This is a genomic window from Desulfuromonas acetoxidans DSM 684 (genome assembly GCF_000167355.1).
GTDB classification, from domain to species: Bacteria; Desulfobacterota; Desulfuromonadia; order Desulfuromonadales; family Desulfuromonadaceae; genus Desulfuromonas; species Desulfuromonas acetoxidans.
The window spans coordinates 1-21038 of sequence record NZ_AAEW02000023.1 but is presented as its reverse complement, the minus strand read 5'-3'; the positions used below and the strand labels follow the sequence as shown (position 1 = coordinate 21038).

18 protein-coding genes are annotated in these 21038 nt (G+C 50.4%); 8 read left to right on the top strand and 10 right to left on the bottom strand.

What is annotated here, in order from left to right:
- Positions 1 to 16 precede the first annotated feature (16 nt).
- Both DACE_RS14870 and DACE_RS14865 read right to left on the bottom strand, forming a co-directional pair.
- Positions 17 to 1150 carry a metallophosphoesterase gene (locus DACE_RS14870; protein ID WP_006002577.1) on the bottom strand — a complete coding sequence of 378 codons (1134 nt, stop codon included), beginning with the start codon at positions 1148 to 1150 and terminating at the stop codon, positions 17 to 19.
- A gap of 13 nt (positions 1151 to 1163) precedes the next feature.
- Positions 1164 to 4622, bottom strand: coding sequence for an ABC transporter substrate-binding protein (locus DACE_RS14865; protein WP_162013613.1), 3459 nt, complete (start codon positions 4620 to 4622; stop codon positions 1164 to 1166).
- Positions 4623 to 4783: 161 nt separating this feature from the next.
- Here DACE_RS14865 and DACE_RS18250 point away from each other — a divergent pair, with 161 nt between their 5' ends.
- Genes DACE_RS18250 through DACE_RS14855 form a run of 3 tightly spaced genes read left to right on the top strand, consistent with a single transcriptional unit; the run spans position 4784 to position 9932 of the window.
- Positions 4784 to 5020, top strand: a complete 237-nt coding sequence (locus DACE_RS18250; protein WP_155809159.1) for a hypothetical protein — start codon at positions 4784 to 4786, stop codon at positions 5018 to 5020.
- Positions 5021 to 5080: 60 nt separating this feature from the next.
- On the top strand, positions 5081 to 8920 hold the full coding sequence (locus tag DACE_RS14860; protein ID WP_006002572.1) for a transporter substrate-binding domain-containing protein: 3840 nt from the start codon (positions 5081 to 5083) through the stop codon (positions 8918 to 8920).
- Positions 8904 to 9932 carry a response regulator gene (locus DACE_RS14855; RefSeq protein WP_198912569.1) on the top strand — a complete coding sequence of 343 codons (1029 nt, stop codon included), beginning with the start codon at positions 8904 to 8906 and terminating at the stop codon, positions 9930 to 9932. Before DACE_RS14860 ends, DACE_RS14855 begins: the two co-directional genes overlap by 17 nt.
- 67 nt (positions 9933 to 9999) lie before the next feature.
- Here the strand turns inward: DACE_RS14855 and DACE_RS14850 are convergent, their stop codons facing one another.
- Both DACE_RS14850 and DACE_RS14845 read right to left on the bottom strand, forming a co-directional pair.
- Positions 10000 to 11709 carry a choice-of-anchor I family protein gene (locus DACE_RS14850; protein WP_006002570.1) on the bottom strand — a complete coding sequence of 570 codons (1710 nt, stop codon included), beginning with the start codon at positions 11707 to 11709 and terminating at the stop codon, positions 10000 to 10002.
- A gap of 167 nt (positions 11710 to 11876) precedes the next feature.
- The gene (locus DACE_RS14845) at positions 11877 to 12737 is read right to left on the bottom strand and encodes a DMT family transporter (RefSeq protein WP_006002567.1); all 861 of its coding nucleotides are present in this window, start codon (positions 12735 to 12737) and stop codon (positions 11877 to 11879) included.
- A gap of 33 nt (positions 12738 to 12770) precedes the next feature.
- On the opposite strand from DACE_RS14845, the gene DACE_RS14840 reads away from it, so the two are divergent.
- The 4 genes from DACE_RS14840 (at position 12771) to DACE_RS14825 (ending at position 16088) form a co-directional block, all read left to right on the top strand.
- Entirely contained in the window at positions 12771 to 13607 is an 837-nt protein-coding gene (locus tag DACE_RS14840; RefSeq protein WP_006002566.1) for a hypothetical protein, read from the top strand.
- A gap of 38 nt (positions 13608 to 13645) precedes the next feature.
- Entirely contained in the window at positions 13646 to 14362 is a 717-nt protein-coding gene (locus DACE_RS14835) for a hypothetical protein (RefSeq protein ID WP_006002564.1), read from the top strand.
- A gap of 229 nt (positions 14363 to 14591) precedes the next feature.
- Positions 14592 to 15596, top strand: coding sequence for a nitrogen fixation protein NifQ (locus DACE_RS14830; RefSeq protein WP_006002562.1), 1005 nt, complete (start codon positions 14592 to 14594; stop codon positions 15594 to 15596).
- Between the two features lie 69 nt (positions 15597 to 15665).
- Positions 15666 to 16088 carry an SseB family protein gene (locus DACE_RS14825; protein WP_006002561.1) on the top strand — a complete coding sequence of 141 codons (423 nt, stop codon included), beginning with the start codon at positions 15666 to 15668 and terminating at the stop codon, positions 16086 to 16088.
- 69 nt (positions 16089 to 16157) lie between these two features.
- Here DACE_RS14825 and DACE_RS14820 read toward each other — a convergent pair whose 3' ends face one another.
- The 6 genes from DACE_RS14820 to DACE_RS14800 all read right to left on the bottom strand — a co-directional run bounded on the left by DACE_RS14820 (position 16158) and on the right by DACE_RS14800 (position 20605).
- Positions 16158 to 17612 (bottom strand): hypothetical protein, encoded by a 1455-nt coding sequence (locus tag DACE_RS14820; RefSeq protein WP_006002559.1) that lies wholly within the window; start codon positions 17610 to 17612, stop codon positions 16158 to 16160.
- A 118-nt stretch (positions 17613 to 17730) separates the two neighbouring features.
- The gene (locus DACE_RS14815; RefSeq protein ID WP_006002557.1) at positions 17731 to 18327 is read right to left on the bottom strand and encodes a hypothetical protein; all 597 of its coding nucleotides are present in this window, start codon (positions 18325 to 18327) and stop codon (positions 17731 to 17733) included.
- A gap of 247 nt (positions 18328 to 18574) precedes the next feature.
- The gene (locus DACE_RS14810) at positions 18575 to 19519 is read right to left on the bottom strand and encodes a nitrite/sulfite reductase (protein WP_081450040.1); all 945 of its coding nucleotides are present in this window, start codon (positions 19517 to 19519) and stop codon (positions 18575 to 18577) included.
- On the bottom strand, positions 19456 to 19635 hold the full coding sequence (locus DACE_RS14805; protein WP_040367662.1) for a DUF2061 domain-containing protein: 180 nt from the start codon (positions 19633 to 19635) through the stop codon (positions 19456 to 19458). Before DACE_RS14805 ends, DACE_RS14810 begins: the two co-directional genes overlap by 64 nt.
- 53 nt (positions 19636 to 19688) lie before the next feature.
- Positions 19689 to 19838: a hypothetical protein gene (locus DACE_RS18245; protein WP_155809158.1), complete on the bottom strand. Its 150-nt coding sequence runs from the start codon at positions 19836 to 19838 to the stop codon at positions 19689 to 19691.
- Positions 19839 to 20266: 428 nt separating this feature from the next.
- Positions 20267 to 20605 carry a zinc ribbon domain-containing protein YjdM gene (locus tag DACE_RS14800; RefSeq protein WP_006002553.1) on the bottom strand — a complete coding sequence of 113 codons (339 nt, stop codon included), beginning with the start codon at positions 20603 to 20605 and terminating at the stop codon, positions 20267 to 20269.
- Positions 20606 to 20848: 243 nt separating this feature from the next.
- Here DACE_RS14800 and DACE_RS14795 point away from each other — a divergent pair.
- The coding region (locus DACE_RS14795; protein WP_040367660.1) for a DUF3300 domain-containing protein at positions 20849 to 21038 on the top strand (190 nt) is incomplete at its 3' end.

The following is a 21038-nucleotide window of genomic DNA, read 5'->3' as shown; positions in this document are numbered from 1 at the left end:
ACAGTGTAAATGGTTGTCAGCGGGGAGTGCTTTCAGTGTCTGCAACTGTTTCGTTCTTTGCTGCGTGCAGGACGATGTGGAGAATTTCCGCTGGTTGCCACAGGCGCATGCGTGGCCCCCAGGTTCCGGTGCCGCGTCCGACGAACAAGTGACTGCTGCCGAGCGGGTAGTGACCCTGAATATAGGGGTATTGTCGTTCAACCAGATAGTTGAACGGCCAGATCTGACCATTGTGGGTATGGCCGCTGATGATAATATCCGCGTTGTTGGCCACTGCTTGGTTAATCTGCCATGGCGTGTGGCTAAGCAGGATCGTTGCACCGTGCGGACGGCCATTTAAAGCGGATTCGACAAAATTGTCGAGCTGCCCACGGCGGTGTGCCACGGTCAGATCATCGACTCCGGCAATGATCAGTCCCGGAACAATCTGCTGCCAGTTATTCTGCAGGCGTTGGATGCCGGCTTTTTCAAATAATGGCAGTTTATTTCTGCCGTAATATTCATGGTTGCCGCTGACTCCCCATACCCCGAGCGGCACCTGCAATGTTTTAAACCGGTCAATAAACTCCCCAGCTTCATCACCATTCGTTTCAAAAATATCACCGACCAAAACTACTATATCGGGAGACAAACCCCGAACCTGTTGGAGTCGCTGTTCAAGCCAGTGAGTGTCGAGAATCGGGCCAAGGTGCAGATCGCTGGCTGCGACAAGGGTCAATCCATCCAGGTGCTCCGGTAACGTCGTCACTGTGACATCGTAACGGGTGATGACAGGCGCACGGGTTCCCTGAATGGTGGCAATCACACACAACACCAGACTGACTAACAGTGCTGCTGTCAGCATAAGACGCTGAACACGCCGCAACACCAGACCGAAGAGCGTTGCCAGATCAACCAGCAGTAGTGGCATAAACAGCAAAAACAACATGCCGAGCCATTGGCTCCAAAACCACTCCGACCAATGATGCAAAATAAAAACTTGCGAGTGAAGCAACCAGCACAGAGCAAACAGCCCCCACAGTGCACCACTGCTCCACCACAGCCAGTGTTGGTGGTTGTTTTGCCACAGGTGCAGCGTTGTATGAATACGCCAGGAAATATAAAGCTGCATCAGTGTGCAGACGGTTAGGAAAATCAGGCTGAATATCATGGGAATCCAAGGCTCAAGAGCGTGTTACACGAACAGTGTCATTGACCAGATAGGCAAAGTAGTCATTGTCGGTACATAACAGATGACCTGAGATCAGGTCAATGGAGATATAGTGAAGCAGCTCGCTGTAATCGGCTCGGTTTTGTTGGTAGATCTCAATCAGGCTCACCAGCTTTTCTTCCATGTGACGATGCTCCTGACGGTGTTCAACCACATTCGGGTAGTGCACCTCTTCTAAAAGCTGTTCTTCAAAGCTGAAATGGTCGCAGGTGTTTTTATAGAGTTCTTCAAGTTTATCATCAACCAGTCGCTTATCCTGGCGCATGAGAAAGGCTTCGATCAGTTCATTGCCGAGGGCAAACAAGCCCATGTGTTGTTCATCGATGGTTTCGTGGCCACAGCAGAATTTGTCGCTCCAAGACAATTGCAGAACATTATTGATCGACATGGGGGCACTGATTTCGCTGCGTGACATCTGAGCGACCTTAACGCAATTGCGACCGGAATCCTTGGCCTGATACAGCGCTTTATCACATCGTTCATACCATTGGTGAAATGTCTCATCCGTATTAAACTCGGCAACACCAATACTGGCAGTGACGGGGATATCGTCAATCTGCAAGCCCGCGATGGTCTGGCGAATCTTCTCGGCCAGGGCTGTTGCTTTAAGGATTCGTGTATCGCCAGCAACGAGGAGGAATTCTTCACCGCCCCAGCGTGCCAGACTATCGGAACTGCGGGTGACGGCAATCAAAGCCGTTGAGACCTCTTTAAGCACTTTGTCACCGGCGGCATGACCGAAGTTGTCGTTGATTTTTTTGAAATAGTCCAGATCGACAATCAGCAGGCTGACCGGGTTATTCGCGCGTTTGTGACGGCCAATTTCATTGTCAATGATCGGCTCAATGGCGTGACGGTTGAGCAGACCGGTCAATTTGTCCGTCATGGAGAGTCGATTCAACTCCTGGTTTTTTTCTTCCAATTCACGATGTGCGGCCATCAGGGTCAGATTGCTGCGCCGGATCAGGTACTGGCGATAGAGCAGAAAGCCGACAATCATCAGAACAGCTCCGCCCGCTTTGGCCAGGGTGCGGTAGTCAAGGCCATTATCATAGGTGACGCTGATCCAGCGGCTGATGATCTGCTTGCGGTCCTGTGGTGTCAGCCGGTCGATGGCCTTGTTAAGAATGGGCAATAGCGGTGCCTGATCTTCACTGACCAGGATCACCAGCCTGTCGTTGCTTGGGATGGCACCACCGATTTTCACCGATGATAAAGCCAGCTGCTGGATCGAATAGCTGATGCTGCCGAGCACACCGACAAACGCGTCCAGTTCATGATTGGCAACGAGCTGTAACCCTTGCCGGATCGAGCCAACCGTGATCAGGTTGATTTGCGGATAAATTTGCCCCAGCAAAGATGCCTCGGCTGAGTGGGCCACCACGCCAATACGCCCTGAGGCCAACGCATTGAAATCATTTACCGGTGGTGACGAGCTGTGGACGGCAAATACCCGGGGGGAATCAAAATAGGGTTTTGTGCCCAGATAATGTGACTGCTCATTGCCCTCAAGTGAGTGAGCGGCAATCAGATCACAGCGGTTTTGACTCAGAGCGGACAGGCTGTCGAGATCATTCCTGGTGGCGACCACGTCAACGGGGAGCTGAAGTTGAGAGGTGAACAGATCCATATAGTCGGCAACAATACCGTAATAGTTGCCTGAGTCATCCACCAGTTCGTAGGGCATAGAATCAATTTGAGCGCAAACCCTGATCGACTTGAACCCGGAGAGGTAGTGCTGCTCTTCATCACTTAACGGCAGATTGTTCTGAACCTGTTGAGGATGTTTGTGATGCTTGAGCCAGTGAGAGATGATCTTCGAGCGCTTTTGACTGCTCAAAGTAGCAATCGCTTTGTTCAGGATTCCCACCAGAGGGGCATATTGGGGTTTAACCCCCATATAGATGGGGAACTGCTTTTCAGTGGAAAATGCCGGAATCAGATTGGTGTATAGATTTTTTTCAATCAGATAGTGATAGTTCGTGTAACCGACAATGGCATCCACTTCACCATATTGGAGCTGCCTCAATTGTTCTTCAGCCGAGTCTGTGTAAACAATCGACACACCTTCCATGTTTTGTAGATAGTGTTCGGTAGACGGATGGCCGCGAACAATCGCCACTTTTTTCCCTTTGAGGTCCTCTTTGCTGGAGATGTTCTCAATCTGGTCTTTTTGAACAAATACGATCAGCGGTGTCTGGTAGTAGGGTTCGGTAAACAGAAAAGCACGACGGCGTTCGGGACTGTCCAGAGTGACGGCGATGCCGTATTGGTTCTCCTTGTGCACCCTTTGATGGGTGCTCTTTAGATCCTCCTGGGTGGTCAGGTAGAGCTTTTGACCGATCATATCACCAAGGTAATTGAGAAAATCCGGGATGATGCCGACAACAGAGCCGTTTGGCTGTTTAATGACAATCGGCTCCATACTATCACCCATGACTAAACTGATGCGCGGATGCTCCAGCAGCCACTGTTGTTCATCGCTGGTCAGGTTGATCTTCGCCGGGGACAGGCCGTAAAACAGGTTTTGCAGCATGTGGCTGTCCGCCAGGTGTCCCAGTTGGACATAGGCGTGAAGGATGGAATCTATTCGACGCGGATCGATGCTGCCCAGCGGAACTAGCTCGCGCATGATCATGCGGTCCGTTACCTTGGCCTCATAGCGCAGGTGTTCGCGGGGCAGTTGTCGGGTGTTGTATTTGGCCAGGATTAGTTCAATGATTTCCTGGGGGTGGTCCAGAGCATAATTCCAGCCTTTCAAGGTTGCCCGAATCATTTTATCAACACGTTGAGGATGGTTGATCAGCTCGTCGTGGCTGGTAAACAGGTTGTCCCCGTAAAAATCAATGCCGTAGTTGCGCGGGTCGATAATATTGACGTCATGGCCCAGCTGCTTCAGGGCAAAAGGCTGATCACTCAGATAGGCACTGGTGGCATCGATCTCGCCATTAACCAGGCGGTTGAGATCGTAATTGATCTGGACTGTGTTGAATTGTTGCTTGTCGGTGCCGATGGTCTGATTCAGCAGCATCTGGATTGAAGCATTGCCGGCATTTTCCAGATCGTAAGCCACGGTTTTTCCCGTCAGTTCGTAAGGACTGAAAATACGTGACTTGCTCAGGGTCAGAAGAATCAGAGGCGAATGTTGAAAAATTTGCGTCAGCCAGACAACCGGGGCTCCCTGGGTATGGCTGAGGAGCAACCCCGTGTCAGCCGTGCCGTACTGACAATCACCATCGACAACTGATTGAATATAATGCTTGCCGTTGATCTTGCGTTCAACCAGCCGGACATGCAATCCCTCTTCAGCATAAAAGCCTTTTTCAATCGCCGCATAATACCCGGCAAACTGAAAGGAATGGTGCCATTTTAATTGAATGGAAACGGCTTCAGGTTTTGCTGCTTGTGACATCGCTGGGCACAGCACTACCATGATGATCAAAATCAATGGAAAATATCTGTGTCTGCGGCCCATCATAATGAAAACCCTTCATCAAGGGGAGCTGCGCTGTTGTGTGTGTTCCCACAATCGAATAAACATCATATCTTATTACTGGTAGTAACGTTTCCTATATGCTGTTTGCTATTACTATACTCCTCAAAAGTGATGCTTACAAGGGCGAGGGTTCTAACAAAAGAGACATAAATGAGATTTTGAACAGCGATCCTGCCATTGTAGAGATTTATTGCGATCGGCTTGGTTTGTTTTTTGTTAGCATCAATGGTTTGCTGGACTTTTTTGTGATGAAACAGGCGCGCCAGTCGAGTGAGATGTGTTTTGCATTGTTATTTATTGAAAAACTTTTATGATAAAGGAAGTTTTCTTGCGGAAAAAACATCAAGCAGTTCAGGTGATTGGAGACATGCACGATGCAACGTCATGTATTTTTTGTTCTTCTGCTTGTTTTTTGCAGTGTCGTCACGGTCGATGCCGCTTCATCGCCATCGGTGCAAAAAGAGGATTACCCGCGGACAATTCGAGTTGGTGTCGATGCCAATTGGCCACCGTTTGATTATTATGATTCAGACCTGAAGCATCAGGGCATTGCATCCGATTATCTGGATCATGTTGCCAAGGATCTGGGGCTTGAGATCGAATACGTGCCTGGTGACTGGCATGATGTGCTCAATATGGCCAAAGACGGTGAGGTCGATATGCTGGCTTGTGCTGCCCGCACCGAGCAACGCACCGCCTACCTTCATTTCACGCAGCCGTATATCTATATCGACAGTGCGGTGTTCGTTCGCAAGACGGACGAGACGATTCAACGCCTTGCCGATCTGGCGGGTAAAACCGTTGCTCTGCCGCGAGGTAATTTTCTTCACGATTATTTCGTCAGTCACTATCCTCAAGTTAATCTGGTTCTGACCCGTTCCAACGAAGAAGCCCTTGAATTGGTGGCTCTGGGCAAGGTGGACGCCCATATTGGTAATCTTGCCGTGGGCAATTATTTTCTTGGAAAAAATATTCTCACCAATGTTCAGGTGGCGTTCAAAGTGGATGCCCTGGAAAATGGCTTTTGCTTTGCCGTCAGCAAGCAGCGTCCCGCACTGTACACTGCGTTGCAACAAGCGTTGTCGCGCATCGATGATAAAACCCACCGACAGATTCGCCAGCGCTGGGTCGATTATTTTTCCAATCAGGAAGACGAGACTCTGGGGCTGACGCCTCAGCAGCGGCAATGGATTTTGGAACATCCGCGGGTTCGTGTCGGTACCGGCAGCACCTGGCCACCGTACGATTTTCGGGAAGAGGGCCAATACCGTGGACTGGCGCGCGATTATCTTGATCTGATTCACAAAAAAACCGGCCTGACGTTTGATTATTCCTTCACCGACACCTGGGAAAGCTTGCAACTAAGCTTGTCGAATGAACAGATCGATCTGTTGCCGGCCATCTATCAGCACAACGCAGCCCAGTCTCCTTTTTTGTTTACTACCCCGTATATTCAGGCCCGCGAGTTTCTGTTTATCCGCGATGACCACCAAGGGATCGATGTTCTTGATGATATCCGCCATCATCGTGCGGTGATGGTTAAAGGCAGCGGCACAACCCCGCAGATACGGCACAATTATCCGTCCGTCACCATCCTTGAAGTGGATACCATTAGCCAGGCGTTGGATGCGCTGATGGATGACAGAGCTGATTTCTATATTGATACCTACAGTGCCGTCAACTTTGTTGCCAATAAAAACCACTTTGTTGGTATTCGCGCCGCCTTTGCCGTTGATCTGGTCAACACCCAACTCTCCATGGCGGTTTCCCGCCAACAGCCACAACTTCTGGCGATTCTGCAAGCTGCACTCGACGATATCTCCACCGTACAGCGACAACAGATTGAGCAACGCTGGCTGACTGCCAATGATCCGCAACGTCAAAAAGTCCAGTTGACAGCTGCTGAACGCGACTGGCTCAAACAGCATCCTGTCGTCACCTTCAGTGGTGACCCGCAACGCGCACCGACAACTTTTTATGATGCTAAAGGTGTTTATTCCGGGGTTATCGCCGATTATCTGGAGCAGATCAGCCAACGCACCGGTCTTCAATTTGAAGCCCGACGCCAACGCGATCTTGTCACGGCTTTACATCTGTTTCAGGAACATCAGGTTGATCTGATTGATGTGGTGGGGTATTCGCCAAGTCGTTTTGAGCAAATGGATTTTTCCAGCGAACACATCCGTGTCGATCATGTCATTGTCGTGCGCCAGTCTGCCCGCCAGTTTCGTCGCATCACGGAATTGTCACAATACAACGTTGGTGTTGTTGATGGCAACGTGGTGGGCGAAAAGATCCTTAAGGATGTGCCAGAAGCTCTTTTGTCGCGGTTCAGCAATGCCCTGACCGGTTTGAAAGCGCTGTCGCGCGGGGAGATCGATGCTTTTATCGTTGATCTGCCCACCTTTGATTATGACAGTGAACGAGCCGGCTTGAGTAATTTGAAGGTTTCCGGTGCCACACCGTATTCCTATGCGCTCTATTTTGGTATTCAAAAAGATCTGCCCGAATTACGCTCTATCATTAATAAGGCATTGCAGAGTATTGATGCCAACGAGCGGCGCGAGATCTATCGACGTTGGATTGCGTTTGAATACGAAGCGGATATCGATTATCGGCTTCTGTGGCAAAGCGCGGCGATTTTTTTGGTGATTATTGCGGCAACCCTCTGGTGGAATCGGCGGCTTAAGGCCGAGGTTGAGCGACGGCGGCAGGCTGAAGCGGCCTTGCTGGTTGCCAAAGAGGCCGCTGAACAGGCCACCAAGGCCAAAAGTGTCTTTCTGGCCCACATGAGTCACGATATTCGTACTCCACTCAATTCGGTGATCGGCTTCACCGATATTCTCGATACCCTGATTAAGGATCCGGTGCAAAAAGGCTATTTGCGCTCTATCAAGATCGGCGGCAAAGCGTTATTGGGCATTATCAATGATATCCTTGATCTCTCAAAAATTGAAGCTGGGCAGATGGTTTTGCACCGGGAGAATGTTAATCCCCATCAGCTGTTTCGAGATATGGAGCAGTTGTTTCATGAACAGATTCGCCACAAAAACTTGAACTTTGTTGTTGATGTCGATGAAGCACTGCCTCAGTCACTGCTGGTCGATGCCGTGCGTCTGCGTCAGATTTTGCTTAACCTGATCGGTAATGCCATTAAATTTACCGAGCAGGGGTATGTCACTTTGCGGGTGCAGAAAATCTTTCGCGATGCACAGTGCAGCAAACTTGATTTGCAGATCGATGTTGAAGACAGTGGTATGGGGATCTCCCCCGATGATCATGAGTCCATTTTTCAGATGTTTCAACAATCCAAGGGCCAGGATGAACGGCGCTTTGGTGGCAGCGGTCTGGGACTGGCCATCTGTCAAAAACTGGTGACCATGATGGATGGAGAGATTCATGTCGCCAGCGAGCTGGGGCAGGGGTCAACGTTCAGTGTCATTTTGCACAACATCGATGTGGGCACGATGCTCCCAGTGAATACGGAGCTGGCTGAGACCCACTTTATTTTTGAGCCGGCTACTGTCATGATTGTTGATGATGTGACTGACAATCGTCAGTTAATTCAAGCTGTTTTCAGAGATACGGCGATCCGTGTCGTCGAGGCGGAAAACGGTGTTGAGGCCTTAGAGCGACTGACGGAAATCCCGATCGACCTGGTGCTGATGGATTTACGGATGCCGGTGCTCGGCGGTGAGGAGACTGCGGAGCGCATGCGGCATAGTGAGGTCTGGCAACAGCTTCCCATTATTGCCTTAACTGCGTCGGTTCTGGAGACAGAATTGAAACAACTTAAACAGCGTGGTTTTGACGGTTATCTGCGTAAGCCGATTGAACGCGTTGATCTGTTGCGTGCCGTCGCCCGTTTTTTACCGGCCCAATCGATTGATACCAGTGCCGACGAGAGAGAACAACCTCGCTGTCGTTTCAGCAGCGTTGAGCACAAACGGCAACTTGAGCAGCAGATGCAAGGGTTTAACCACGAAGTGATGCAGATTCGTGAACAGGGCGATCTGTCATTGTTTGACTCCTTTGTTGAGCAATTGATGCAGCTTAACGCGACATACGAGCTTGAGCTACTCACGGAGTATTGTACGCGGTTGCGTCAGGCGATTGAAGGGATTGATTTAAAAGAAGTCTACGGTCTGCTGGGTGATTTTCCCCAATTGGTGGAGGCCGTACGTAATGGGGAGGTTGATGACGATGATCAATGACAAACCAGCCATTCTGGTGGTGGATGATGACCTGACCAATATTCAGGTGGGGATTCGTATGCTCAAGGATGTGGACGATTATCAGATGATTTTTGCCACCAGTGGCGAACAGGCTCTGGAGCGGGTAAAAGAGCATGATTTTGATTTGATTCTGCTCGATATTCTGATGCAGCCGATGGATGGTTTCGAGGTGTGTCGCCGACTTAAAGCCGACAAAGCCACCCACCATATTCCCGTTGTTTTTCTTACGGCACGCACTGACAGCGACAGTCTAATCCAAGGTTTTGAGCTGGGTGGCGTCGACTATGTGACTAAGCCGTTCAATGCCCATGAATTGTGCGCGCGGGTCAAAACCCACCTTGAATTGAAACGCTATCACGACCGCGATATCGAAGAAACCCAGCGGGAAATCATTTTGATGATGAGCGCTGTGTGCGAGTTCAAAAGCGTCGAAACCGGTCAGCATATCAACCGGGTCGCCGAGATTAGTGCCTTGTTGGCGCGTCTGGCCGGATGCAGCGGTCAGCTCTGCCAGGAGATCCGCTGGGCTGCAGCTATGCATGATGTTGGCAAGGTTGCCATCCCCGATGCCATTTTGCACAAACCGGCTCGCCTGACACCACAGGAATTCGAAATCATCAAAACCCATACGGTTTATGGCCATGACATCCTGCGACACTCAACGCGGCAATTATTGCGTTGTGCTGCGGTGATTGCTCATCAGCATCATGAACACTGGGACGGCAGTGGCTATCCTCAGGGCTTGAGCGGCGAAGAGATTGATCTGCGTGGCCGCATTGTCATCATTGCCGATGTGTTTGATGCTTTGTTACAAAAACGAGCCTACAAGCATGCCTGGAGTTATGATGAGGTGCTCGATTATATGCGCGAACGGCGTGGAACCGAATTTGATCCGCGACTGCTCGATCTGTTCTTTGCCCATATCAACGAAGTGGTCGAGATCGAAGAGCGCCTTAAAGATGTCATCGTTCATCACCCCAAAGACGCATGAGTTTCTGGACACAGAAGGGAACCTCTCACCGCCGGATCACGTCCAGCGGTGAGAGCATGTTAGAGGGTTATTTGACTTCGTAGACGGTTGTGGTGCCGGACACTTCATTGCCGACGATGAGCAGGGCATTGCCGGTCGGGCTGTCCGCAGCGTCAACAAAGGCCATCCCTTCCGGGGCCAGATCGCCGGCCGACTCCAGGTCTGTCTCGATGTCCACCTCCAGGTCACGATTGAGGAGGTATTCGACGAACTCGGGTGCTGTGGGGTCATCAATGTTGTACATCATGATGCCGCCGGTGCGTTCCAGGCCGATAAACGCGTAATAATGTCCATTGACCTCACCGACCGCCAGGGCTTCCGGTTCAGGACCTTTATCGTCGGAGCGGTTGTCACCTTTATTCTCGGTGTTGTTGTTATTGAATCCGTCGTAACCTAATTGCTCAGCAGTAATCTGTTCGAAATCATCGCCGGAGTCATAAATCAGCTCGCCGGTGTCCGCGTTCCAGATCGAGAAGGAGCGGGTCCCGAAAGAATACAGTTCATCATAATCACCATCACCATCGGTGTCGCCCTCGGTGGTGATCACCTTGAGCCGACCGAGCTGATCTTCATCCTGCACTGTGGAATCACTGAACACAGCGGCATCGAGCAGCAGGTCTTCCACTCGCGCTTCATCCGTCCACGACAGGCAGCCATCATCGTCGTCCCAATCCAGTCCGCCTGCGGCAATACAGGTGGCTTCGTCCGCGTCAAAAAAGTATTCGCGTGAATCCCCTTCGTTGGCGGTGAGCAAGTAATTGACCCCATCACGTCTGAAGTTGGCCACGGTGTCCGGCATGGGCAGGCCTGATAGATGCTCGTAGGTCTGAATGTTGATGCTGTCGTCTTTGTTGCTGGCATCAAGACCGTTGCCCTCAACGGAGTGGTCTTTGGCGCTCAAACCGTAAATTTGCTCCACGGTTGCCGTCGCCAGAGTGATCACGGCAATGGCGTTGTTTTCTTGCAGAGACACATAGGCGGTGGTGCTGTCTCCGGAGATGGTAATGTATTCGGGTTCAAGGTCCTGGGCTGCGGTGGTGCCAGTCGGGCCACTCAGTCGCACATTGGCATCACAATCGTCTTCGCTAAAGGTGATTTGCGTTCCACTGTCGGCCGGGATGCCGTTTGAGATGGTAACCAGCGTCACACTGCCTTGCGGGTCATTGGTGTAGTCGCCGGAAGGTTCCCCTTCGTTGGCACTCAAGGCATAGGCGCCGTCATGCGAGAACACCACGTTATCCGGCAACGCTCCGGCGGCCACGGTCTTGAGAAAGGTTGCTGTTCCAGCGGCATCAAGCGTGTAAAAGGCGATGACGCCGTTGGCCTGTTTGTCGTCATTTTCCACGGCAACAGCCATCAGATTGCCATGAACAGCTACGCTGTTGATGCCTCCGGCGGTGATGGTGGTGACATCCGTTGCCACATCAAGCTGTTGGCGTAATGTCAGATTGGAGTCGGTCAACGGGTTGGCCAAAGCGGTGCTGGTCAGCGTACTGGCATCAATGATGTCCACTGTCTCGTCATCCGCATTAATCACCATGATGGAGTGACTGGCGACATGATAACTGACAATTTCCGAACGTCCCTCATCCAGAGCCTGGTTTTCCGCGTAGCGACCGACCAGAGTCAATGACGCCGGCTCGATTAATGTTTTGTCGGAATCATCACTGCAGGCGGCCACAGCCAGGGTCGTGCCGAGCAGGGCCAGAGTTGTCCAACGTTTGAACAGGATGTGCATTACATTTTCCTCCTTGATGGAATGATAGAAATATCCGTTAAACGTTAACGATTATCGTTAGAGAAACATTCGCATCCGGTTCGGCTGTTGTTTCAAAAAACAAAATGGCAGGGATGAAGAGTGACGCGGAGGGTCTGCGAGTTTATCGATTGGTGAGGATGGAAGTATCAGGCTTTGAGCAGTACGACGGTGCCCACGGTAAGAACCATGGCGGCCACACGGCGCCAAGTGACTGCCTCGCGGTAAATCAACACCGAAAGAACCATGGCAATGATGAAATGCATGCCGGTAATCAGAATAATGGCTGATAGCGGGCCGCTTTCCAGGGCATTGAGAAACGCATAAAATCCGAGAAAGTTGAGAACGCCCATTGCCCCTCCCAGAGCTACGGTCGGCCACCAGGATTGCCTGGGGGGCGTATTTTTTTTTACCCGGCTAGTTAGACCGCTGAACAAGGTGCCCACCAGATAGGAGAGGGCCATAAAGGCGGCTTTGTCCGTGGAGACCGCTGCCAGCTTGCTTGACACCGAGGCCACGGTTCCGCATAGGATGCACACCAACACCAAGCCCAGACCTCGGCGCAGTGCCTGAGGCGATGCCGCATCAAAACGGGCTTCCTGACTGAGCAGATAGATGACACTGAACGCCAGAATCATCCCCAGCCATTGGCCGGTGGTCAATGTTTCATCGAACCAGATAAGTGAGACCACCACAACGCAGGCCAGGCTTAAGCGGGTCAGGGGGAAGATGATTCCGGCACTGAGGTGGCGCAACGCTTCAATATTGGCCCTGGTTGACACTGTGAACGACAGACTGTTGGCTAAAGAGAGCATCACTAATGGGTAAAGGGAGGGTTGAGCATGGGGTTGGAAGAGGTATAGGCCGCAGCTCAGCAGAGTGACCGTTGCCATGAATACAGTGGTTACACGTCCAGAGGCGAAGCCGTGATGGGCGGCAACTTTATATAGAAAACGCTGCGATCCGAGCAGAAGCAGGGCGGCCAGACTGTAACCATACCAAGAGATCATGGCCCTATCTTAGCCTGTTTATTGTCTGATGCCATGCAGATTTACGTTAAAAGTTGCCAAACCCTTTTGAATTATGTGTTGTTGCTTCGATATCTCCTTCATATAATGAAATCCCAGCGATATGATTTTTACAGTGCGACCACCATGGAGCGTGTGTTGAAAAAAAACAGCATGGCAACACAGTGGAAAATCAGGAGAAAAGGTTTTTTGATCGCAGTCGTTTTGCTTGGTCTTGCCGGCTGCCAGCCCTTTGTCGGCGGGCATTGTTGTTATGAACGTCAGATTGGAACGGCGGTTGTTCAAAACACAACTGAAGAGGGAGCGTGCGCCATCTTTTCGGCTGCCCGTCCCTGGAGCGAACTCAGCCAAGCATGGCAGGGGCGTTGTCTCCCCTTTACAAACCGCAATATCGCTCCTTCGCAGCGTCGTTATCCCGCACGTCTCTCTGTTATTACTGAAGGAAGTTGCGTTCCGGTGCGTTTGCAGGTTCTCAGTGATGAACGTATGATGCAAGGGGTGAGCCTCGATCTTGACGAAGAGGGGCGCGAGTCGGAGGCGGCTCGACAATCTGTGCTGCAAATTGTCGCAACCTTCAACGCTTTGACAAGAGACTGGCCGCAAAGCTGTTTGTTGATAAGCGGGCAGGGCTCAGATAAGTACAGCGCCGAATATCGCTGGAATCTGGCGCGACGCTATGAACAGAAGTTCAGGGAAAAATTTATTGATCTGGGCCTCGAGCCGCAGCGCGTCAATGTTCTCTCTGGTGCGCTGCCGGATAACAGGTGGCCTGCGATGCAGGACTCAGCGCATGGCGTACAGGTGTTTTTTCAGTTGCAGCCGTCTTTGTTGCCTGCAAAAGACACACAATAACCGACCTGAGTCAAAGACCACAGAGGATGCCGTTCGTTATGGGTGATGCTGAAGACACACGACCATCATGGTTGCGTTATGCGGGATGGGCACTGGTTCCCCTGTTGCTGTTTCTGTTCGGCCAGTATCTGGAGGGGCCGCCGTATCGGGTCATTGTTCGCAGTGGTCCCTTTCTGATTGCGGTCGTTGGTGTGACGGCTTTGGCCAGTACGTTTGTCTGGCATTTGCTTCGTTATCCGCCATTGCTTGGCTTCATCTATGTGGTGACGGTTTCAATGGGGTTTATCTGGTCGGCCCAGCATTACTATGATGGTGGAAAACATAGCGATTATCTGGCCTTTTTGCTGTTGTGGGCCGTGCCGATGGGGATCAATTGTTCTCTGTTTCTCAACAGTCTGTTTGCGCCATTTAAACTGGTATCGCCTCAGGGTGAGGTCGCGGTCGAACACAGCGACGCTGAATGGCCTGTCGGACATTTCGATGTCCGGTTGTTTACCGTGTCTCAAGATGGTGGGCGTGAACACCTGTATTACGAGCTGCGTGGTGGGCCGCCGTTACCGGAAGGCTTTTTTCTCGATGGCTATTCCCATGATCACTTTGTGTCGCTCAAAGAGCATTGGGGTCTCATCATGGAACAACGGCTGCATCGTTTTACCACGCCGATCACCCTGTATGAAACCATTATCAAGTTTGGCGAAACCCAACAATTGGTGCAAAAATATGAATTGGAAATCGAGACCTTCTTTAACGGGTAATCCGTCGCTACTGTCTATTTTTTGAACATTTCCCCGCGATTATTGTCTTCTCGCTACCGATTTCAGCACCACAGCACACAAACTCTGTCTGATCAATGTTTTCGCCAAAGCCGCATTGGTGGCTTTTCTTACAAAAACAGGATGCGTTCTTGGCCGATGGCATATCTTTTGCGTCACTCTGATACGATAAACGCGAAGTCTTTTCTCTTGTTTGCAGAAAGATCACCCTATGTACAGTGATACGATTCGACAATGGGCCATGGACCTGAGTCGGTCCGGAACGTTGACAAACCCGGACGGGGTTGGTGAAATCGGCCTCAAAGCTGGCCAGGCCGGAACCCGGCCCGCCGCACGTTTTGCCATCAACGTTGAAAATAATATCGTCATCAAAATCCGTTTTCAGGTATTCGGGTGTGGTTTCACCATTGCCGCCTGTGCCGCCGCAGCGGACATGGCTGAAGGGCTATCGGTTTCCGATGTTCTTCTTCTGACGCCGCAACGTGTTGATGAATGTCTCGACGGCTTGCCGGCCGAGCGTGATTATTGTGCTGATATTGCAGTTCAGGCTTTGCACGGTGCCGTGCGCAGTGCCATGGGAGCCGGACAGGTGCTGGAAAGTTACAGCCCGGTTGAAGAGGACCACGGCCCGCGCATTACGGCGGATAACCCCTGTTACCAGGCCCTGATGAACAGTCCTGCTGGACAGGAGATCACAGCCGAAGATCGTCATTTGTTTGCCTGTCTGTTGACAATCGCTGCTGAGGAGCCTTGGGATACGGCACAGGCTCTTGGTTTGACTCAAGAGCAATTCACGCAATTATTAACCACCTGTTTTCCAGCGGTTAAACCTGAGTTGCTATCCCATTGTTTGCCGGATGCCCCATCTCTACCGCAGCCAAACGATGAAATTCGTGTTATTGTGCAGTCGCATGTTCCCGAACAGGGCAGTGCTGTGCAGCGTTCTATGGCGAGTTGGTTGGCCTCAATTATCACGGCTAGGGCAGCTCATCCCGGTCATCTGTGGGTTTCAATGGGCTTATTCCAGCGCCCTGAGTTAACGGCCTCAATTCGGCGACTTCTGCCGACCATGGCGGCAGCCAATAATAAAGGGATGCGCTGGAAGCGCTTTTTATTTAAGACCTTGTGTGACCAGAACGGTGCCGTACTGTGCAAGTCACCCAATTGTGGAGAATGCAGTGACTATGCACTGTGTTTTGCCCCTGAAGAGAGCTGATTTTTTTACACGCCAATAAGCGCCCCGATGATGTGGCAAAACCTATACAAGTAACGAAAGGATAAGTTGATGACCGAACTGGACCAGGCCCTCGCTGATTATATTGAAGATGAACAGAAACAGGGGGCCTTTTATGACTTGGTACTTAATACGAAATTCTACATTCCGGTCTATGACGAGGATAAAGAGAATGTCGGTAAAAAGGATATCCAGAAAGATGACAGCATTGAGCCGGTGATTCTCGAATCGGAAGGTAACCACTACCTGATGATGTTTGAAAATGAGGAGCGCCTGTCTGGCTGGGCCAAAGAGCAGGTCAGTTTTGTGGTCCTGCCCGGTTTTGTCATTGTGCAGATGACTCCGGAAAAACTCTATTGGGCCATGAATATGGGCACCGATTATCAGAAACAGTTTGTTCCGGAAGAGATCTCCTGGCTCAAAGATGTCGTTCAGCAGAACCTTGATGAGCAGGAAGGAGCAGGCGAAGAGTAACTCTTTGTCTCTTTGTGATAAAAAAGGGGGAGCGGCATGGCCGTTCCCCCTTTTTTCGTTGTGGGTCAGTTAGAGATTGATGATGGCATCAATCTGGGCTTGAGTCATACCGGTGCGATATTGGCCATCCGTCCAGAAATCACTCAAGATATTTGTGACTTCCGCATCAATCGCTGTTGCCAGAGCGGTTTCATCCGTTGCTGTCATATTGGTGTCGATACCGTTCATGACAACAAAGTTGACAATGGCAATGGTTTCACCCGGCTCAACCGTAACATTGTAGTTGTGGGTAATGCTGTCACTGCCATCCCCTGTATCAAGTCCAGTTGCACTGGTAAACAGCACTTCCGTCACGTCACCAAAGACAAAGGCAAAGTCACGGTCATTGGATGAAGAACCTGGGTCGTAGCCAGAGTCAGCCTCGGCATCCCAGCCGGTGAGGGCTTGTCCGTCTGTTCCTGGCGTCAGATAAAGAATTCCATAATCATCGGAACCGAGATTATGTTCGTATTGAATTGTTGTGGTAATGGCCGCAGCCGTTTCATTGGTGAACACATCGACCCAACGACCCCATGATTTGTCCGGTACGGTATAGAATGAACGGGTCACCGTCAAATCGGCAATAGTTTCAGCAGCACTGGTAAAATTCTGCAGTTCTTCAGGCTCGTTTGTTGTCCATCCCGTCAAGTTACCGGTTTCAAAATCACCGTTGCTGACAAACTCTTGCGTATTGCCGTCGACAATGGAAATATCATCGATCAAGGTACCGTAGTCACCGCTGCTGCTGTATTCAAATGACAAAACTACTTGTTGGCCGACATAATCATTCAGTGAAACGGTGTGGTCTGTTTCCTCACCCGAATCGATGCTGTAAAGGGTTGCCACAACGCTGCCGTCAGCTGTGCTTCTTAATACGACGTCCATTTTAGCATCTGTTCCACTGAATGATCCGTCATCAATGGTGAGATCCCACTGCCATGTCAGATTTACTGGCGCAACTGCAGTTGACAGATCAATGACTTGAGCCAACCTGGCATCGTAGATCATATTCATGGCAACAGAATAGGTGCCATTAAGAGCTAAAATCTCACTGCCGCCATCATAGGTTTCACCCAGGCTTTCGACCACTTCAGCAACCTTCACTCCGTCATCGATGGTAACCGCAGGCGTGTAGAAAGTCAGATCCGTGTAGTTCTGAGAAGTAAAAGAGGTGGCGTCAACATTGAGACGCATTACTCCGTCAAATTGATCATCGCCACCATCACTCAACGAGAAGTCGCTGGAGATATTCCAGATATTGGCCTGGCCGGGAAAATACTCGTTGGTATCCGTATCCTGCATGTCGACTGTTTGTCGGAATGTTGTATTCCCCAAGTCTGTGGTTGCCTCTCCAAGAACTAATGTTTCGGTTGCATCCGGTGTGGCTACGGTGTAGTGATCACCGTCACCATCGCACCCAGCTGTCAATAACGTGGCACAAATTGCCAGAAAAATAAGTGTTTTGAACAATGAATTCCTTTGCATGGTCTCCCCCCCAGTGTTTTTAGATTGTTGAGCAAATGTTTAAGATTGTAACCATTGATACATTGTAAGGATATTAGAGTGAAATTTGATTTTGTCAACATGACTAATTAATGATGAATTATTTGTTTGGTGCCAGAAATGCCGGGTTGATATCATGGGTCGATGGAAAATTTACCGGCGTGGAGGACAGGTACAGATACAGGGCTATAGTTTTGCGATGGGGCAGCCATTCAATCAAAAACACGGCCAACGATTCCCACAGAGATACCCACGCGGCAACGGTCAGACCTTCAGCAAACACATTGGCGACGACTGAGCGCTCTTCGCCGAGCCATTGGTTGAAGAACACCGACATGAACAGAATCGCCAGACCAATGTTGAGCAGAATTGCTGAACGACGGAACATGTGGCGTAGCAAGTCTTTTTCCAGCTCTCTGAGATAGAGGAAATAGCTGCTGATGCTTTTAACGATCCGTTGCCGCTTGCTGTCGTCGGCCGGATGGGTGAGCTCAATGCGGATGACGAATGGATCGTGGCCGATCTCGCGTGCACAGTCGATCAGGTAGTCGACAAATGCCTGATCTAAATCACGCCGGATATAAGGGGCTCGTTTATCGAAATTGCTGAACAGGTCTTCCACCCGTTCAGCAGCAACATCGATGATAAAGGCACCCTGATCATTTTGTTCGTAACGGTTTAAAATCAGCTGACTCATTGCTGGCTCCAGAAAAATATTTTCTTCTCTGACAAGTGTAGCGCTGACTTTTCCGGTCGGTAGGGGGAGAGGATGAAAAACAGGGCGGTGACTTCCCGGGAGGGTGGGAAGCCTCTGCCCTGCTTTCAGTTGCAGAATCAACTCAATTGTTCCAGAAGGTTTTCCAGATAACCGGCAACCGCATAACTGGGCAGCCGAATCCCGTTGCGCTCGGCAAAGCGGCTGTCAGTGCGATTGAGCCGTCCTCTCAGGTATATATCATACCCGTTGACTGACTCGCCGGATGGGTCTTTGATTTTGCAGCCCACCAAACCGATATCGGCGACAAAAGGGTGGGAGCAGCCGTGGGGCAGCCCGAAACGGCAATGGTCAGCGGCTTTTCCCACTCCGGGAAACGCTGTTCAAGACTTTTGAGCAGCTGTTCGGTGAACTCCTTGGTTTCACTCAAGGCAAACTTGCAATAGGTCAGGCCGGTGCAGGCAGTGCTGTGCAGGCGCAACGGGCCGGGAGCCGTTTGCAAATCAAGAGCATGAAGTCCTTCAATAACCTCGGGCAGGCTGTTTTTTTTCAGGCCCAATAGCAGCAAATCCTGAGTCGGTGTCAGTCGGACAAAGTCAATGTGATGGTGTTCCATCAGTTTGATCAGCGCTGAGACGGTTTCAGCCCCCAGCTTGCCGCTGGAGGTTTTGATGCCCAGCCCGCAAGTCTTCCGATTATGACTGTTAAAAGAGCCATAATGGTGTCGTTGGGCCAATGCCGTGAGCTGAGGTGGTTGCCCCGTGCCCAACACGAAATCAAGCTGGTTTTCAAGGGCGTCGCGGAATTTCTCCAAACCCCAGTTTTGAATTAAATGACGCAACCGGGCCGCTGATCGGTTTTCGCGATTGCCATAATCGTGAAACAGGTGGGCAACGGCATCACTGACCGCTAACACCTGATCTGGCTGACAAGTGCGCTCAAGACGTAGAGCAAATTGTCTGCCGGAACTGAGTCCGCCGCCGACGTAAAGGTCGAAAACAACCTTGTCGTCCTGGGGAACCGCGACGAAGCTCACATTCTGAATCTCGTGGCGGATGCAGTGGAGGTGGCATCCGCTGACGGCAATCTTGAATTTCCGTGGCAGGTTGATCAGAGCCCGGTTGCTGTCAAAGTGTTGGTTGAGTTGTTTGAGTAGTGGTCGAACATCGTACAATTCATCGCCATGGTGAAATCGCCGGTGATAAAATACGAAATCACCATGGTGTCGATGGTGCCGGTAATGCGCCAGGAGATGGATTTGACAACACTCTGGGCTGCTTTTTCTTTCACGTTTTCCTCCTGAAATTTCTCTTGCTGTCAAATGGAGGACATCGTTGTCCGCGTTATAGCCCTGATTCTGCCCATTGCCGTGTCAGTCGTGCAGCAATGAGCCAGCGCATTTTCATCGAACTGTGACAACACGACATCACCTGACCGACCTGGTTGGAACCCTGGTGTCGAACGGTCATGATATACGGTGCATGTGCTGCCATGATGTTGCCCTTTCTATAGCTGATGAAAATGCTCAGGTATGTGGACCTGATGATACGTTAAAAAAGTTCGCAGCCCGACTTACACAATGGCGGGGCTGTCGTGTTGATCACGACAGATGGTGCGATTAATTGAAAGAGAATGTTCTTTCTTGATCCTGATGCCTATTCTGAGAAGAACGCTCAGGAATGTCAACTATATAGTTGATTATTTTTGTCGGATTAATCGTTGCAGGATTGACATAGAAACATAGTGATAAAGGAATGAGTGGAAGCTCTTTGTGTGAAAAACGATTAAAAACAGGATTTTGAAAAGGTTTAATCAGGTGAAGGAGTAGAGGTGGGTGGTGACTAATTTAATTTTCATGAAGTAATAAAACTGGAAAAATTAAAAAACGGGGAGCTGACAGCGGACAACTCCCCATGAAGAATCAGTTCTTTTTGACAAATTCCGATTTCAGCTTCATGGCGCCGATACCGGGAATTTTACAGTCAATATCGTGATCGCCATCCACCAGACGGATGTTTTTAACCTTGGTGCCGACTTTGACCACCAGAGAAGAACCTTTAACCTTAAGGTCTTTGATCACGGTGATGCTGTCACCATCTTCCAGGACGTTGCCATTGGCGTCACGGATCTGTTTTTCCTGTGGCTCTGCAGACTCATCGCCCTGTTGCGGCCACTCGTGGGCACACTCGGGGCAAACAAACATCAGGCCATCTTCATAGGTATATTCGGAATTGCATTTCGGGCAGTTGGGTAAGCTCATAACGGTATCCTGTTTATTTTGTGGGTAAATCAAAGCAGCTCGGATCATACGTTGTGCTGCAGGGAGCCGCAAGGATTTTCTTGAACACAATCAACCCTGTTCGTGTGAAATGCGTCCCTTGAACGTACGTAATGTAAATTTTTGTAAGCAACGCAGGAGAATCGTGACAACAGCGGTATACTGTTTTCAGGCTAACCACTTTGATGTCTGTTGCAGACCTCTCGAGAGATTCCGGAGGGCCCCATGAAACAGTCTGGTTTATTACGTTACCCACATCGCATTACAATTATGTGTCTTCTTCTTTTGCCCCTCGCGGTATTGCCGGTCAGAGCTCAAGACTCTGATGGGCGTTACCATTCTCAAGAACTCGCACAAATGCTGGCTCCCATCACTCTGTATCCTGATGCGTTACTGTCGCAGATTCTTATCAACT

Bases quoted from the DNA above. Each gene is read 5' to 3' on its own strand.
- DACE_RS14870 (WP_006002577.1), bottom strand. From the start codon at position 1,150: ATGATATTCAGCCTGATTTTCCTAACCGTCTGCACACTGATGCAGCTT.
- DACE_RS14865 (WP_162013613.1), bottom strand. From the start codon at position 4,622: ATGTCACAAGCAGCAAAACCTGAAGCCGTTTCCATTCAATTAAAATGG.
- DACE_RS18250 (WP_155809159.1), top strand. From the start codon at position 4,784: ATGCTGTTTGCTATTACTATACTCCTCAAAAGTGATGCTTACAAGGGC.
- DACE_RS14860 (WP_006002572.1), top strand. From the start codon at position 5,081: ATGCAACGTCATGTATTTTTTGTTCTTCTGCTTGTTTTTTGCAGTGTC.
- DACE_RS14855 (WP_198912569.1), top strand. From the start codon at position 8,904: ATGACGATGATCAATGACAAACCAGCCATTCTGGTGGTGGATGATGAC.
- DACE_RS14850 (WP_006002570.1), bottom strand. From the start codon at position 11,709: ATGCACATCCTGTTCAAACGTTGGACAACTCTGGCCCTGCTCGGCACG.
- DACE_RS14845 (WP_006002567.1), bottom strand. From the start codon at position 12,737: ATGATCTCTTGGTATGGTTACAGTCTGGCCGCCCTGCTTCTGCTCGGA.
- DACE_RS14840 (WP_006002566.1), top strand. From the start codon at position 12,771: ATGCAGATTTACGTTAAAAGTTGCCAAACCCTTTTGAATTATGTGTTG.
- DACE_RS14835 (WP_006002564.1), top strand. From the start codon at position 13,646: ATGGGTGATGCTGAAGACACACGACCATCATGGTTGCGTTATGCGGGA.
- DACE_RS14830 (WP_006002562.1), top strand. From the start codon at position 14,592: ATGTACAGTGATACGATTCGACAATGGGCCATGGACCTGAGTCGGTCC.
- DACE_RS14825 (WP_006002561.1), top strand. From the start codon at position 15,666: ATGACCGAACTGGACCAGGCCCTCGCTGATTATATTGAAGATGAACAG.
- DACE_RS14820 (WP_006002559.1), bottom strand. From the start codon at position 17,612: ATGCAAAGGAATTCATTGTTCAAAACACTTATTTTTCTGGCAATTTGT.
- DACE_RS14815 (WP_006002557.1), bottom strand. From the start codon at position 18,327: ATGAGTCAGCTGATTTTAAACCGTTACGAACAAAATGATCAGGGTGCC.
- DACE_RS18245 (WP_155809158.1), bottom strand. From the start codon at position 19,838: ATGGCAGCACATGCACCGTATATCATGACCGTTCGACACCAGGGTTCC.
- DACE_RS14800 (WP_006002553.1), bottom strand. From the start codon at position 20,605: ATGAGCTTACCCAACTGCCCGAAATGCAATTCCGAATATACCTATGAA.